Origin of the sequence: Pseudomonas sp. NFX98 (assembly GCF_047784845.1) — a bacterium.
Taxonomy (GTDB): domain Bacteria; phylum Pseudomonadota; class Gammaproteobacteria; order Pseudomonadales; family Pseudomonadaceae; genus Aquipseudomonas.
The window spans coordinates 98,465-113,206 of the sequence record NZ_JBLNNF010000007.1; the positions used below are offsets into that span (position 1 = coordinate 98,465).

Consider the following 14,742-nt stretch of genomic DNA (forward strand, 5'->3'; position numbering starts at 1 on the left):
TTGTATTCATTCGTGAATCGAGAAATCAAAAGCAACTAAACAATCAACCCAAGTTCTTTCGCCCGCGCCACAGCCTGGGTCCTGCGCTCTACACCTAACTTCCCGTTGATACGTCGCGCATGGGTTTTTACCGTATGTAGCGATATGAACAACAGGTCAGCAATCTGTTGATTGGAGTTGCCCTTGGCGATCTGGCTTAGCACCTCCAACTCACGTCCGCTCAATGGATTGCTGTCCAGAGCCGCCGCAGGCTCTTCATCATTCACTCCCAGACGACTGAGCAACGTCGGCTGACGCAAGCGCAATTCGTTCAAGGCCTGCTGCAATTGGCAACGCCTTACCAAGGCGAGACCAGCCTGCAAAGCCGATCTCGCCAAGTCAGGCTCACCAGTCAGGTCCGCCACTTCGCAGATGACCAGTTGCAGTTCCGCTTCCAACGCCAGCAGCCCATGCTGTTGCGCTTGATCGAGCAAGAGCTTGAGCCGCTCCAAGGGCTGCTTCGTCAGTTGCAGATGGGTTTCGGCGAGCACCAGCAAGTACTCGATCCGTGCGATCAGTTGCACGGTAGCCGGAGGCGCCTGTCGGGCATGAGGGCCGCGGTAATGGCGCAATACGCGAGTCAGTGCTTCATGGGCCAGTTGTGGCCGCCCTTGCTGAAGCCAGAAGTGGCTGCTGATCTGCAGCAGAACTCCGCGATACACCGTGTCCGGAATTTGCCGCTGTTGCATCAACCGCTCGGCATCACGCAAGCGGTCAAACGCATGGGCGTAATCGCGTTGACTGGCCGCCACCTGGGCCTGCCCGAGAAAGCCATACAACGCACGCTTGTCGTGACTGAGCAGGCAGTCCTGAAGACCGCTGTGGAAGAATTCACCGGCCACGTCGTCTTGCCCCTGACTCAGCGCCAAGCGCCCGCGCCGCAAGGCAATCCGCCCCAGCAGCGGCGTCGGACGATCAGCCTGTCGAGACAACAACTCATGAACATCGGCCAACAGGCTTTCGGCACGCCGGGGAGCGCCGCGTTGCTCCAGCAATTGCGCGTGATCCAGTTCGAGCAAGCCTTCGAACAGCAACGAACCTTGCGCACGCGCCAGGCACAGTGCGTCACGGTTGAGCGCCTGCGCGACATCGAGCTCGGCATTGAGGAGCGCCTGTTGGGTCAACCCGGACAGGCACAATAATCGCGCCGGCCAGGCGTCCGCGCCCAGCTCGGCCAGCGCCTCGATAAAGTGCCCGCGCGCCGCCGCCATGCGCCCCTGCAAATGCAGCAGCCAGCCTTGCTGCGCCTGCCAACGCGCCAGCAGTTGCCGCTGTGACGTTGCCGTCGGCTGCGGCGCGAACCGCGCCATTTGCTCGATGCACTCCGCTGCCTGATCGAAGCGTCCGGCAAACAAAAGCGCCGCCGTGATCAGCCCGACCAATTGCGGCGACCCGAGGGTCAACTCCTGGCCCTGGCGCTCGTGCAGGTTCAACAGCAGGCGCACATTCTCGCGTCGGAACAGATGCTCAAAACTGAAATGCTGCAACAGACTCACCGCGGCTTCGAACTCTTCGGCCAGCAGCGCCTGTTCGAACGCCCCCTGCCAGTCTTCCTCGGCGCAGAACCATTGGCACGCGCGGCGATGCCAGGAACGACCGGCCGAACCCTGCTCGTCACGCATGGCCCGGGCCAGGGGCACGTAGACGCGCAGCCAGTCGACAGAGTCTTCCCACGGCTCGATGAAACAGCCCATGTCCTGCAAGGTCTGCAACCCTTTTGCGCCTTCACCGGCGCCGAACAGATGCTCGCACAGGCGAGCATTGAATCGCGGCAAATGGGCCAGCACCTGCCAGGTTTCCACCAGCTCGGGGGGCAAGGTGTTGAACAGTTCATGCTGCAAGTAATCGAGCAATGTCGCCGAACGTTCCTGCTTGTCCTGTCCGGCAGCCCACTGGCAGCCGTCGAGCAAGGCAATGCGCACACCGGCGCACCAACCGCCGCTACGCTGAATCACTCGCCTGGCGATGCTTGTCACGCGCGACGGCTCGACATGGCCGAGCATCTGCTCGACGTCACGTTCGGTGAACGTCAAAGCATGCCCGTCGTACTCGTACAACTCGTCATCGAGCAACAGGCGGGGCCAGTTGCAGGCGGGTCGGCGACGCGAGCCCAGCCACCAATTCAACACAGGGCTTCTGACAGCCAGTAAACGATCCAGTAAACGGTCGAGCTCAGGATTGGTAACGCGGCAGTAGTCATCGATAAACAGCCAGGTCGGTGTCTGTAACCGGGCCAGGTAATCCAGCAAGGCAGGCTCGTCCTCTGTTCCGAGTCCCAGCACCTGCGCCAACCGCTGCAACAAATCGGCAGCACTCAACGGCTCACCCGCCAGCGGCAGCCAATACACCCGACAATGCGCCGGCGCACGCAACAGGCACTCGGTGAGCAGCGCACTCTTGCCGCTGCCGGCCGGTGCACAGAGCAATTTCACCCGCGCCGTCGAGACCAGCAAAGGCTCGACCAGTCGCTCGCGGGGCTGATGATGGGAAGACAAGCGAGGCAGAAGTCCAGGACGGTCCAGACACGTCGTCATGGCAGTCATAGTGATGCGCCTTGTTATAGTTGTGGCGCCACCCTAGCCCCCTCCCGAGCGCTTGTTGAAGAAGTATTCAGCAGACTGATTTGCAGCCATAAAAAAGGTGACCGCGAAGTCACCTTTTTGTGTAGGAGCCTGTAGGACGATTACCTCACACCCGTACTCCGCAGTGCCGCTGGCGTGTAGTCCCCGGCTTTTGCCGCGATGTTGAATTCGAAGCTGCGTTTCTCCTCGTTCTTCATCCCGAGGGCGATGTAGCGACCGGCAATCAGGTCATACAGCGCTTCGACGGTATAGGCCGGCACCTGATGATCGTAGTAGAACTGCGCATGCCCTTCGGCCACCCGCCAGAGTTGACCGCGACCGTCATAGTGATCGGCCAGCGCCACCTGCCAGGTATCTTCGTCGATGTACATGTGGCGCTTGGCGTACACGTGCCGCTCATTCGGCTTGACCGTGGCCACCACTTCCCAGACCCGGTGCAATTCATAGCGGGTCAGGTCCTGATTGATGTGACCGGCCTTGATCACATCGGTGTATTTCAGGTCAGGCGAGTCGAGTTTGTAGCTGTTGTACGGAATGTACATTTCCTTCTTGCCGATAAGTTTCCAGTCGTAGCGGTCCGGGGCGCCGGAAAACATGTCGAAGTTGTCTGTGGTGCGCAATCCATCGGACGAGGTGCCCACACCGTCATACGCCACTTGCGGTGCACGTCGCACGCGTCGCTGTCCGGCGTTGTAGATCCACGCCTTGCGCGGCTCCAGGACCTGATCGAGGGTTTCGTGAACCAGCAGCACGTTGCCCGCCAACCGCGCCGGCGCGGTCACTTCCTGTTTGAAATAGTTGAGCACGTTGTCATCGCTGCCCGGTTTCAAATCCCCCAGCAGCGACGGCACGGCCACTTCGTCCTTGAAGCGGATAACGGTGAAGTCACCGTTGGATTGTGGTGTTGCCTGGGTAATGGTGCGACGCAAATTGCCGCCGTGATAACGGGTGATGTGGTTCCAGATCACCTCGACGCCGTTCTTCGGAATCGGGAAGGCGTAATAGCGATTGCCGGTGAAATTGGCCAGGCCGTTACCATCGTTGGTCGGCGTTACGTTAAGCGCACTGCGCTTGGCCGCCTCGTAAACTTCCGGCGGCAGAGCTGCCGTGCGATGACTTGGATAGACCGGAATCTTGTAGGTTTCAGGATAGCGCTTGAACATCGCGACCTGCCCGTCGGACAGCTTGTCCTTGTACTTGTCGACCGTTGCCGCGGTGATGGTGAACAGCGGTTTTTCATTGGCGAACGGATCGGCAAGGAAACCCTTGCTGTCCACCGCGCCAGCGTTTTTCGGAATGCCACCGGTCCACGGCGGAATCGAGCCATCGGCATTGCCGGCCTTCTCGCCCCCCAGCGGCGTGAGCGTGGTGCCGAGCTTGTTCGCTTCTTCCGGTGACACCGCTGCCATCACATTCACGGCCAGCACGCTCAAGGCCAGGGCGGTGCCCAATTGCAGAATCATCTTGCGCATTGAATTCATCCTTTTCAGCCAGATCAGAAGTTCACGCCAAAGCTCAACGCCACGAAGTCGCGGTCTTCGAGCACGTTGTAGTCACCGCCGAAGAAATCGGTGTAACTGAGGCTTGCGGTGTAGGTGTTGCGGTAGTCCGCATCGACGCCGAGGCTGACGGCCTTGGCGCCCTCGTTGAACAACCCGTTGGGGCCGTAACCGGCGACGTCGTGGGACCAGGACAGGTTGGGTTTGAAGTTGATCCCGGCGATCACGTTGTTGTAATCGAGGATCGCCCGCGCCCGATAACCCCACGAGGTCGAGGTCACGAAACCGTCGGTATCACCGCCGAAACCATACTGGCCGTACACCGAGTCGCGGCCGTAACGCAGGTTGCTACGGGACTCCAGGCCACCGACATGCACCACCGCCGCTTCGCCCACCAGGGTCAGGCGATCGGCACCGGCAATCTGGTCGATGAAGTGCGTCAGCGTGCTCTGCACCTGCGTCACTTCCTTGCGCCGATAACCTTTGTTGTCGGCGTCGGGCGAGGTGGCGATGGGTGATGCCGTGCCACCGGCGATGGGATTGAGCATCGCCAGGGTCAGGTCGTTGGTGTTGACCTGTACCGGCAGATTCGGCCGATAGCTGATCTCGCCGGACCACGCCGTACCGGTGGACAACGTGGTGGCGAAACTCGCGCCATACAAGCGAATGTCTTCAGGGTATTCGAGGTAATACTGGCCGCGCCCGAGCATCACACTTTGCGCCAGCCCCGAACCACTGCCAGGGGCAATGCCGTTGGCCGTGGTCACGATGCGCGGAATGGTCGCCAACGTCGCAAGGCCGGCGGTCGTCGTGCCGACGTTCGGCGTGCGACTGTGGTAGTTCATGAAATACAGGCCGTACTCGGTGTCGTCACCCAACCAGCGCAGCGCCGTACCCCACTGTCCGGAATCGCGGGCATCACGGTCGCCGCCACGGGGAACGACCACACCTTCCTTTGTCACCTCAAAACCTTGGCCAAACGCAGCGGCTACCGGCTGCAACGGGGCAATGGCCGGGCTGGCGACGGTGTAACCCTTGTCGCAACCGTCCGCCACCACGTCGACCCCGAAGAAGGTGCCGCAGTTGTCGACGACGGTCTGGTCCCACTCCAGCTGATAGAAACCTTCTACCGTCAACTTGTCCGTCAGGCCTTGCGAAGCGAACAACATGTTGACCGGAATCAGCCCTTCCTTGATCTCGGCGCCAGGACGACGGAAAGCGGAAACGTCGACCGGGTTGATGCTGTTGATCGAGTTGCCGATGAAGGTACTTTCGCCCCAACTGACCACCTGTTTACCCGCACGCACCGTGCCCGGCAGATCGGCAATGGAATAGTTGTGATAGACGAACGCGTCGAGGATCTGCCCACCGGACGACTTGGAACCTTCTTTGCGATTGTGATCACTGATCGGCTTGAACGGCCGGTCTTCGTCCTTGAGTTCAAAGTCGTACCAGTACTTGCCGCGCACGAACACACCGGTATCGCCGTACTTCAGTTCGAGGTCGTGGATACCTTTGAAGATCTTCGAAAAGGTTTCACCTTTCTTGAAATTCTGCCGCCCGTCGTCGCCGGTCGAAGCTTGCCCGCTACCACCATTGGGGATACCCACCAGTGAGTCATCCGCATCGCGCATGCCCCAGCTCGCGCCGACCGACAGCGAAGAGTCGAACGTCCCTTCGATTTCCCCGATGTTGAATGAAACAGCCTGCGCCTGGGCACAGCAGCCCAAGGCAACCGCAGCGGCCAGCGCCTGCGGTGTGAAGATGGCGCGCATTGTTGTTTTTGTCATGCGTCTTCCCCGGTGAGTGAAAGAAGGCCTCACCCTACTGCCGCGTGCCTGGGGCGATAAGCGCACCAAGGAGGTATTCGTGATGTACCTCTAAAGGATGACTGGCCCTATGGCACGGGCGATTGCACGGGGCATAGATTCACTGGATGTGGCGGCATAAGTCGAAATCATGGGCTACGCTGGGCTCACACGACTGTTACGCAAGCGGTAACGGTGCATGTCCGGAAACGCTGTTTTTCCTTTGCCGGCAAAGACTTATTCTTACCGGGCTTCCACGGAAAATAGCCGGAAAGCGCGAAGCGACGACAGGTGATCCAACCTTCGCCATTCGCAACAGATTTCAGGTGAGTTGAAGCGTTTCGACTCATCGCCCCCGAGTACACCGACGTTGATTTGTAGCTCCTGGATCCAACGTCTTGCTTTGGCCGCTGCGTTTGCAGCGGCCTTTTTTATGGGCGTTTGTTTTATCAGCCTGCCCGTCACACTTGGTGTTTAAAACCAGTCCTACAATACACTTCCTATAACGGCATAGGAAAGATCCTTTCTACACAGAAGACAACTTCGTCTTTGCTCCAAATCTCCTGAAACATCACTCAATTCTCTATGTAAAAGCCTACATAGCTCTCAGACACATTACTTTTCATTCCGCTGTAACTTGAAATGGCAAGAAAAGCTTGCAGCGTAAGCATGCCGAAACTTGCATTCCTACAACGTGCAAACTCAAAAGGATATGAATATGCAAAGACCACCAACGCGACCCAAGGACCAAAAGTCGAGACCGGGCTTTCTTGAAATAGATACCCCTGTCGATATAGTCGGGGTAGCACCCGATCATTTTATTTCCCCTGCTCGAGCGGGAAACAATCTGCAAGCGGGCCCCTTCGGCCCCGGAGTATCAACTTACAATCAAAATCGAGGCACCGTGTTAAACACCACTCGGGCGCTGGAACAGGAATATCAGATCAGGCTCGGCCAATTACCGCAAACAATCGAATTAGAACTTTCAACAACTCGACTCGAAGGCCCGACGAACCCGGTTCCACCACTGCAATCAGTTGCTCGGGAATTAGGGGTACTGAGCAAACTTACAGAGCGTAAAACCACACAATTCTACGTCAACACTGCTACTGCCCATGCGTTTTATGGAGGTGATCCATTTAATCGGCATATCAACGTATTCATGATAAGGGCCACAAAAATAGAGAAGTGGCCTGGCCCAAATGGCATTGCCATGCAAGCGTTGCATCAATCGCTTAGAGCCGCGATCGAAGCAAGATTACTGGCTCAAACCCTCCAGTCACTCCAGCAGCGAACCGCCATTCTTCAACACACCTCCAGTGTCATGCAAGCCACTGAACAAGCACGCATCAGGGCGGAAACTGAAGCGCTGGCACATGCTCAAGAGCAGGCGCGATTAGCCGCATTGGCAGAAGCCGAGCGAGTGGCCGCCGAACAAGCCCGAATTACCGCGGAAGCCGCCGCTCAGTACTTCGCGGCTGAACAGGCTCGCCTCGAAGCCGAGGCAGAGGTTCAACGGCAAGCCGAACTACTGCGCCTCGAAAATGAACGACAAGTGCAGGAAAAAACGCTGCGTGAGTCCATGGAATCGTTGAATGCCGTTCAAGGCATTCGCCCGTTTCCCGTCTCGGGCGCGGCGGCTGCAAATGGTGCGGTATTTGCCGTCGGAGCAGGAACTCTGGCAGTCGATGCGGCAACGACTATCGCGATCAGGACAGCTCTCCGATCGGCTGTGGCCGCAGCAATCACGGCTTCGGCAGCAGTCGTCGGAACAGCGTCAGGTGCGGTGATAGTCGTTGGTGTCGCAGCGCTGGTTTATTACGCGCTACGGGATAAACAAGAACCGCACACTTTGAGCGTCCCACTCTCGGATCTCACGACATACGACGCCGATGGCTTGTATGCCATTGCCGAGGCCAATGGGGAAATCGAACTGCCGGTTGCGCTGGGCTCCAAAACTACAGAGAACACCACGGAGTTCGTTGTTGCCGCTGCAAATGGCACCACAGTGCCTGACAAAGTCCCGGTGCGGCTCGCCACTTATGATCCAGTTCTAAACGTTTACAGCACCCATCACCCTGATGCTCCGGGCATCGGCATGACCTGGACACCGATTGTCAGGCCGGTAGATGAATCGACGGTGCTTCCGGTACATGAGCCGAATGTTGTCGCCTACGAAGGCGCAACACTCACAGCCCTCGAAGGACGGATAGATACATCTCCAGCGCTGGATCTCTACAGCTTTGGTGGTTTCATCTATGTGTTTCCGATTGAGTCGGGTGTTCCACCTCTGTATGTGGTGTTTAGCACCCCTTACGACGGGGCCACTGCAGTGGGAATGCACAGCGGGCGAAAATTCAATCCGGAAAAATCAGGTGGGCCAATACTGGAGTTGGACTGGAGAACAGCAACTGTTAGCCGGCAAGGAGTTGATCTGGTAAGGCTTCATACCGCTCGACTCGATCAGTCTGATGCCAACGACATTATGATCAGACGCCTTGAGAAAGTACTGAAAGGTGAATTGGTTCTAACTGATACCGACCGCCGCTATTACACTCATGAAATCCGGGAACTGGAAAGATTCAGAGCCATGGGACTAAGTGACGTTTTTATGCCAGAAGAAGGTTCGCCGGAATGGAACAACGCTCATACAGCCACACTGGAAGATTTTAAGCTTGGCGCCAGTGATTCACTATTGTACTCCGCAGACGCACTCGATGCAGGCGATAAACAAATCGAACGAATCTACGAAAATCTTCTTAAAGGAGGCGTCCAGTGAACGCTATTGAGCAAATCGTAAAAAACGAACCCATTGCAGATATTGTGACCGCATTCGGCGTAGGCCTTGGATATCCATCGTTGGATAGAATGTTCAGTCGATATCGCTTTGAAGTTATTGCCAATGGAGAACTACTGCGAGTTTATGCACAACTTTTCCAGGAAGGCGTACTCGCTAATGGTGAAGGACCTGTCCCTGTGAAAGGCCCTAACTGGAAACCACCACAGTTCGTCATAGAGAAACGCTACGCCGAATAAAATCAACCCCCAAGCCGCACCTAGCGGCTTGGGGGGTCACCACTCTCCCTTACAACGAATACTTCTGCAAATTCCCCATCATCTCCTTCAACGCCTCAATATTGTCCTTCGGATGCGCGGCCCCTTCGAAGTCGCAGATCTGCTGCCAGTGCGCAGCCACATCTTCCGGGGAGAACCCCACCCGTGGATCGAACCCGGCGCCGAGGCTGCGTTCCCAACGCACCTTGCCCATCCAGCCGCCACCGACTTCGAACAGGCCGGAGGTTTCCTGGCAGTTTTCGCTGGCCAGGTACACCACCAGCGGGCTGACCAGCTCCGGTTTGAGTTGTTCGAAGACTTGCGGCGGGATCAGGCCTTCGGTCATGCGGGTGCCGCCGGTGGGGGCGATGGCGTTGACCAGGATGTTGTTCTTGCGGCCTTCGATGGCCAGGGTGCGGGTCAGGCCGTAGAGGCCGAGTTTGGCCATGCCGTAGTTGGACTGGCCGAAGTTGCCGTAGATGCCTGAGGTGGATGCGGTGAAGATCACCCGGCCGTAGTTTTGCTCGCGCATGTGCGGCCAGGCGGCGCGGGTGACTTTGTAGGCGCCTTCGACGTGGACGCGGTAAACCAGGTCCCAGTCGGCGTCGTCCATTTTGTGGAAGGTCTTGTCACGCAGGATGCCGGCGTTGTTGACCACCACGTCGACGCGGCCGAAGGCGTCGAGGGCGTGCTGGACCAGTTTGTCGCCGTCGGTGACCGAGTCGTGGTTGGCCACGGCTGTGCCGCCAGCCTCGCGAATTTCCGCGACCACGCGATCCGCTGCCGAAGCGTTCGCGCCTTCGCCTTGAGCCGAGCCGCCGAGGTCGTTGACCAGCACTTTCGCGCCCTGTTTGGCGAACAACAGTGCGTGCGCCCGTCCCAGGCCGCCACCTGCACCGGTGATGATCACGACTTTATCTTCGAAGCGCACAGACTCGTTCATGTGGGGAAACTCCAGCAGGCCAGGGACATTGCCTTGGAGTTTCAGGCACGGCGCTGCGTGTCACAATGAACAGGGGGGAGGCTGAATGGTGTGCGATAAGGCTGGGGGATGATGAGCCCCAACCCTCAAGAGCAAGCCACTTTGAGTGGCGGCGACAACAGCTGATCGCGAAACGCCAGGTAATGCTTGAGCACCTGGCACGGCGCCTCGATCTGCGGGTAATGCCCGATGTCGCTCAACAACACCGCGTCCGGGTTGGGAATCAGCTCCCGGTAGCGCGCGACCATGTGTGCGCCGGAGATCGGGTCGACCTCGCCATCGATCACCCGCAGCGGCACTTCACCGCGCTGCATCGCGCCGACCCAGCGCTCGCGCTGTGTGCGCCGCTCGGGAATGTAGGTGATGAGTCTGTGCATGATCCGTGGGCCGTGATTGCTTTCGATCAGGCTCCAGAAGTCATCCATCTGGCTTTCACTGGGCCGAGTCTGTGGGCCGAAGATCTGGCGGAAACTCTTCACCAGTCCATCACGACTGAACGCGCGGCCAATCATCCAGCCCAAGGGACTGAGCAGCAGTTTTTGCATCAACACCGGACGATGGGTTTCAGGAAACAGGCCACCATTGAGAAACACACAGCTGGCGAGATTGATCTGTGATTCGTAATGCCGGGCCAACAGTTCCTGAGCCACGCTGTCGCCATAATCGTGGGCCAGCACATGCAGCGGTTGTTCGACACCCAGGTAAGCCAACAGCGCCTGTTGCAGATCAGCCTGCTTGAGCAAGCTGTAGTCGTGGTTCACCGGTTTGGCCGAGTCGCCGAAGCCGAGCATGTCGCAGGCGATCACGCGATAGCGCTGAGCCAGCGGCTGCCACAGGTAATGCCAGTCCCAACTGGCGCTGGGAAAGCCATGAATGAGCAGCAGCGGCTCACCCTGCCCCGCCGCCCAATAACGAATGGGCTGGCCGCGGAAGACGAATGTCAGGCTGCGTTTGCGCCAGACCGACAGGGGAATCTCGGCGAGTGCCATCAGAGTTTGTATCCCGGGTCTTGTTTATCGAGTTTGCGCAGCAACGCCGGCCACGCCAGCGCTCCGCCCATGCCTTGAGCACTTTTTGTGACACCGGCGATCATGGCTTTGGCTCCCGCCAGAATCTGCGGTTCGATGGCGATCAGTTCGGCGCCGCCGGTCTGCGCCATGACCTGGATATCGCAGGCGCGCTGGAAGGTGAACATCATCAGGAACGTGTCGGCAATGCTGCTGCCGCAGGTCAGCAGACCGTGGTTGTGCAGCATCAGGAAATTGTTCTCGCCGAGGTCGGCTTGCAGTCGCGCTTTCTCTTCGTGGTTGAGCGCAACGCCTTCGTAAGCGTGATACGCCAGGCTGGACAGGACGAACAACGACTGCTGGCTGATCGGCAAAATCCCTTGTTTCTGCGCCGACACCGCGACGCCGGATGCGGTGTGGGTGTGCAGCACGCAGACAACATCGTGACGGACTTCGTGCACCGCGCTGTGGATGGTGTAGCCCGCAGGGTTGATCTCGTAAGGGCTGTCCATCAGCTTGTTGCCGGCCTGATCGACCTTGACCAGGCTCGACGCGGTGATTTCATGGAACATCATGCCGAACGGATTGATCAGGAAGTCTTCAGTGCCCGGAACTTTGGCGGAGATGTGGGTGAAAATCAGATCATCCCAGCCATGCTGGGCCACCAGGCGATAACAGGCGGCGAGGTCGACGCGGGCCTGCCATTCGGCGGGGCTGACCAGGTCTTTGACACTCTGGGACGATTGGACGGGGGCTACGCTCACGGCTAGGAACCTCTGGTTTTTATTATGGAGTGTTTCCAATGAATACCGAGTCTAGTCAGCCCTCCGGGTTCGCGTAGTTGCATTGGCAGCCAGCTTGATGACCGAACGAGTCAGCGGGCGAGGAAGTTTGGATCCGTGTCAAATGGCCGCCGCCAGAGAAGGCACGGGGCGCGCATTCAGCCGCCCCGTCAGAACCATGACGAGCCCCGTTGCGGGTGCTCCAGGCAAATCGATCAGCCGCGCAGAGCGCCGACCAGTTCCGCCAGCCAAGGCTCGGCATCGCCTTCCGGGTTCACGCTTTCGCTGGCGTCCAGACGCAGCATCGGCAGCACTTCGCGGATGCCCAGCTCACCGAACAACTCATGCATCAACTCGCCGCCACCGCAGAACGTATCGCCATAGCTCGCATCGCCCAGCGCGATCACCGCACCTGGCAAGCCACGCCAGGCAGCAGGCAACTGGTCGCGAATCGAGAAATACAGCGGCTGCAGATTATCCGGCAACTCGCCCATGCCCGTGGTCGAGGTCACGGCCAGGAACGCTTCGGGGCCGAAGGCTTGAAGATCGGCGAGGCTTGCACGCGGGTTGTACGAAGTTTCGAAACCGGCTTCCTTCAAAATGCTGGCGGCATGCCGGGCGACTTCTTCAGCCGTGCCGTACACCGAGCCGGAAATGATGGCGACTTTCATCAATCTGATCCTGAACCTGAGTTAAGGACCGGGATATTAACAGCACACTCCCGATTGTTCTTTTAGAATGCCCGAGACAACCAACAAGGAAGGGTTTCACCGATGATCAACGCAAAACTGCTGCAACTGGCCATCAACGCCTCCAACGACGGCATCGTGATTGCCGAAAAGGAAGGCGAGCAGGACAAGATCCTGATTTATGTTAATCCCGCATTCGAACGCCTGACCGGTTACACCAGCGAAGAAATCCTCTATCAGGATTGCCGTTTCCTGCAATCGGGCGATCGCGACCAAGACGTCCTGCCGAAAATTCGTGACGCGTTGAACAGCGAAGGATCGTGCCGGGAAATCCTGCGCAACTACCGCAAGGACGGCACGCCCTTCTGGAATGAGCTGTCCCTTTCGACGGTAAAAAACCCGAGCGACGGCCAGGTTTATTTCATCGGCGTGCAGAAAGACGTGACCGTCCAGGTCAAGGCGCAGCAGCGCGTGGTGCAGCTGGAGGCGCAACTGGCTGAAGTTCAGGCTGAGCTTGCTGCACTCAAGGCGACGAACGGCGCAAACAAATCTGCGAATTAATTGTCATTAACTACAATCACCAATGACTTTGTAACTATATCTTTCGAGTCTGCCATGCAACGCGACGCGCTCCTGACCCAGGATGAGCTGGATTTCATCCAGACCATGCAACATAACCCGCAGCTCAATGTGCGGGATGCGACGTCGAGTCTGCTCGTCAACGGTGGTTCGCAAATCCGTGATTTGCTCACGCGCCTCGCCGCCCATGAGCAAGTCACCATTCAAGCCAATTTCGAAAACCAGCAAATGACCTTCCCGCTGCACTTGGTGGAAGACGAGTTTCACGCGTTGCATTTGCGTTTGGGCGTTCCCAGCATCTATGAAGACGGGCCTCTGGTCCGGCCATGGCGACTGGTGCTCGACGAACCGGTTGCCCTGGAAAACGCCAAGGGCCAGCCCGGCACGATGTGGGTGCATGAAGTGTCGTTCAAGGGTGTTTTGCTGGAAGTTCGCAACAAGACCAAAGCGCCGAAGCATTTCGCGTTGTGGTTCAGCCCGTCAGGTTATGAGCGAATTGCGTTGCGTGGCACGTTCGAGAAAGAAACCGAGCAAGGCTTCTATGCCTATCAGTTGAGCCAGGACGACAAAGACGAAACCGAACGCCTGCGCCAGTACATCCTGCAGCAGCATCGGCTGACCCACCCCTCCCTGCATCTCTGACATCAAGTATCGAGGTTGCCCGCCAGGAACTGCTTGAGTCGCTGGCGCATCACTTCGCCCTCATTCCCCAAGCACCCGATCGATGACCCGGCCAGGCTTTCCTCGGCCAGATCCGACGCATCGCCCGCCAGCAACACCGGACAATCCAGGCTCATCGCCAGGCGATTCAAACGCCGTGGAAGTTCAGGCGAAGGGACGTGATTGGAAAACAGCACCAGCGCCTGGGGCTTGATTCTTTCGCAGATCAGCGTCAATTCGTCGAACGGCTGGCCGATGGTAAACACGCGCACACCGGTTTGCCCGCTGCTCAGGAACAGGGCGGCAATCAGCAACTCAAGCTCCCGGCACTGACCTGCCAGGGCGCTGACGATCACGCGCCGTGGTTGCTTGTCACGGATCAACAGCAAGCGCTGCAGCACCCGTGACCGCAGAAAACCATCGAGGAACAACCACTCGCTCGTCCCGCCGAAAGACTCCTGGCGTTGCAGCATCTGCTTCCAGAGCGGGATCAGGATGTCCTGGAACACCACCGGCTGGGAGTAACTGGAAAAAATCTGCCCGTAGACCTGTTCCAGCGCCACATCGTCAAAAGCACTCACCGCCGCCTGAACCTGCTGCTGCCATTGCGCATAGTCGGCTTGCACGAGGTTGTCTGGAATGATGTGGGACAGTGCCTCAAGCGGTGCGGCCTTGGCCAGTATCTTGCCGATCTTGCTGACCGCCACGCCGCGTTCGATCCAGTCGAGGATGCTGCGTACGCGTTCAATATCGGTCATCGAATACAGACGATGCCCGCTTTCGGTGCGCGTTGGCACGATGAGCCCATAGCGTCGCTCCCATGCGCGAAGCGTGACCGGGTTGACGCCCGTCAGACGCGCCACTTCGCGAATGGGAAAGAGCTCCTCTTGGTCAAGAGAGCGCGTATGCGACACACCAGGAGCAACGTCAGTGAGGACAGGCATCTGGGAGGGCTACATCCATGTGTGATTTGGATCCCATTCTAACTCGCCTGCCCCATCATGATTCAAGACATTGGTCGTTTCGAAGGCCGCAGACGTCGCTGCTGGAATCAGGAATAA

The 14,742-nt window shown here is 58.2% G+C and carries 12 protein-coding genes; 4 read left to right on the forward strand and 8 right to left on the reverse strand.

Annotated features, from left to right (window positions below; translation table 11 throughout):
* Positions 1-35: 35 nt before the first annotated feature.
* The 3 genes from ACM110_RS11155 to ACM110_RS11165 all read right to left on the reverse strand — a co-directional run bounded on the left by ACM110_RS11155 (position 36) and on the right by ACM110_RS11165 (position 5,910).
* The gene (locus ACM110_RS11155; RefSeq protein ID WP_416127815.1) at positions 36-2,582 is read right to left on the reverse strand and encodes a LuxR C-terminal-related transcriptional regulator; all 2,547 of its coding nucleotides are present in this window, start codon (positions 2,580-2,582) and stop codon (positions 36-38) included.
* 140 nt (positions 2,583-2,722) lie between these two features.
* A complete protein-coding gene (locus ACM110_RS11160) occupies positions 2,723-4,093 on the reverse strand; it encodes a DUF1329 domain-containing protein (protein WP_416127816.1) in 1,371 nt (456 codons plus the stop codon).
* Positions 4,094-4,116: 23 nt separating this feature from the next.
* A complete protein-coding gene (locus tag ACM110_RS11165; protein WP_416127817.1) occupies positions 4,117-5,910 on the reverse strand; it encodes a DUF1302 domain-containing protein in 1,794 nt (597 codons plus the stop codon).
* Between the two features lie 736 nt (positions 5,911-6,646).
* Here ACM110_RS11165 and ACM110_RS11170 point away from each other — a divergent pair.
* Both ACM110_RS11170 and ACM110_RS11175 read left to right on the forward strand, forming a co-directional pair.
* Positions 6,647-8,707, forward strand: coding sequence for an S-type pyocin domain-containing protein (locus tag ACM110_RS11170; protein WP_416127818.1), 2,061 nt, complete (start codon positions 6,647-6,649; stop codon positions 8,705-8,707).
* Positions 8,704-8,964: an immunity protein gene (locus ACM110_RS11175; RefSeq protein WP_416127819.1), complete on the forward strand. Its 261-nt coding sequence runs from the start codon at positions 8,704-8,706 to the stop codon at positions 8,962-8,964. Before ACM110_RS11170 ends, ACM110_RS11175 begins: the two co-directional genes overlap by 4 nt.
* Positions 8,965-9,013: 49 nt before the next feature.
* Here ACM110_RS11175 and ACM110_RS11180 read toward each other — a convergent pair whose 3' ends face one another.
* The 4 genes from ACM110_RS11180 to ACM110_RS11195 all read right to left on the reverse strand — a co-directional run bounded on the left by ACM110_RS11180 (position 9,014) and on the right by ACM110_RS11195 (position 12,424).
* The gene (locus ACM110_RS11180) at positions 9,014-9,925 is read right to left on the reverse strand and encodes an SDR family oxidoreductase (protein ID WP_416127820.1); all 912 of its coding nucleotides are present in this window, start codon (positions 9,923-9,925) and stop codon (positions 9,014-9,016) included.
* A 125-nt stretch (positions 9,926-10,050) separates the two neighbouring features.
* Complete coding sequence (locus tag ACM110_RS11185; RefSeq protein WP_416127821.1) at positions 10,051-10,953, reverse strand: alpha/beta fold hydrolase; 903 nt, start codon at positions 10,951-10,953, stop codon at positions 10,051-10,053.
* Positions 10,953-11,735, reverse strand: a complete 783-nt coding sequence (locus ACM110_RS11190; RefSeq protein ID WP_416127822.1) for a class II aldolase/adducin family protein — start codon at positions 11,733-11,735, stop codon at positions 10,953-10,955. The genes ACM110_RS11185 and ACM110_RS11190 overlap by 1 nt, the downstream gene beginning before the upstream one ends.
* 233 nt (positions 11,736-11,968) lie before the next feature.
* On the reverse strand, positions 11,969-12,424 hold the full coding sequence (locus ACM110_RS11195) for a flavodoxin (RefSeq protein WP_416127823.1): 456 nt from the start codon (positions 12,422-12,424) through the stop codon (positions 11,969-11,971).
* 102 nt (positions 12,425-12,526) lie between these two features.
* Here ACM110_RS11195 and ACM110_RS11200 point away from each other — a divergent pair, with 102 nt between their 5' ends.
* Both ACM110_RS11200 and ACM110_RS11205 read left to right on the forward strand, forming a co-directional pair.
* Positions 12,527-13,003, forward strand: a complete 477-nt coding sequence (locus ACM110_RS11200) for a PAS domain-containing protein (protein ID WP_338584770.1) — start codon at positions 12,527-12,529, stop codon at positions 13,001-13,003.
* Positions 13,004-13,057: 54 nt separating this feature from the next.
* Positions 13,058-13,663, forward strand: coding sequence for a hypothetical protein (locus ACM110_RS11205; protein ID WP_338584768.1), 606 nt, complete (start codon positions 13,058-13,060; stop codon positions 13,661-13,663).
* 2 nt (positions 13,664-13,665) lie between these two features.
* Here the strand turns inward: ACM110_RS11205 and ACM110_RS11210 are convergent, their stop codons facing one another.
* Positions 13,666-14,625 (reverse strand): MerR family transcriptional regulator, encoded by a 960-nt coding sequence (locus ACM110_RS11210; RefSeq protein WP_416127824.1) that lies wholly within the window; start codon positions 14,623-14,625, stop codon positions 13,666-13,668.
* Between the last annotated feature and the right edge of the window lie 117 nt (positions 14,626-14,742).

Bases quoted from the DNA above. Each gene is read 5' to 3' on its own strand.
- ACM110_RS11195 (WP_416127823.1), bottom strand. From the start codon at position 12,424: ATGAAAGTCGCCATCATTTCCGGCTCGGTGTACGGCACGGCTGAAGAA.
- ACM110_RS11180 (WP_416127820.1), bottom strand. From the start codon at position 9,925: ATGAACGAGTCTGTGCGCTTCGAAGATAAAGTCGTGATCATCACCGGT.
- ACM110_RS11210 (WP_416127824.1), bottom strand. From the start codon at position 14,625: ATGCCTGTCCTCACTGACGTTGCTCCTGGTGTGTCGCATACGCGCTCT.
- ACM110_RS11165 (WP_416127817.1), bottom strand. From the start codon at position 5,910: ATGACAAAAACAACAATGCGCGCCATCTTCACACCGCAGGCGCTGGCC.
- ACM110_RS11155 (WP_416127815.1), bottom strand. From the start codon at position 2,582: ATGACTGCCATGACGACGTGTCTGGACCGTCCTGGACTTCTGCCTCGC.
- ACM110_RS11185 (WP_416127821.1), bottom strand. From the start codon at position 10,953: ATGGCACTCGCCGAGATTCCCCTGTCGGTCTGGCGCAAACGCAGCCTG.
- ACM110_RS11205 (WP_338584768.1), top strand. From the start codon at position 13,058: ATGCAACGCGACGCGCTCCTGACCCAGGATGAGCTGGATTTCATCCAG.
- ACM110_RS11200 (WP_338584770.1), top strand. From the start codon at position 12,527: ATGATCAACGCAAAACTGCTGCAACTGGCCATCAACGCCTCCAACGAC.
- ACM110_RS11170 (WP_416127818.1), top strand. From the start codon at position 6,647: ATGCAAAGACCACCAACGCGACCCAAGGACCAAAAGTCGAGACCGGGC.
- ACM110_RS11160 (WP_416127816.1), bottom strand. From the start codon at position 4,093: ATGCGCAAGATGATTCTGCAATTGGGCACCGCCCTGGCCTTGAGCGTG.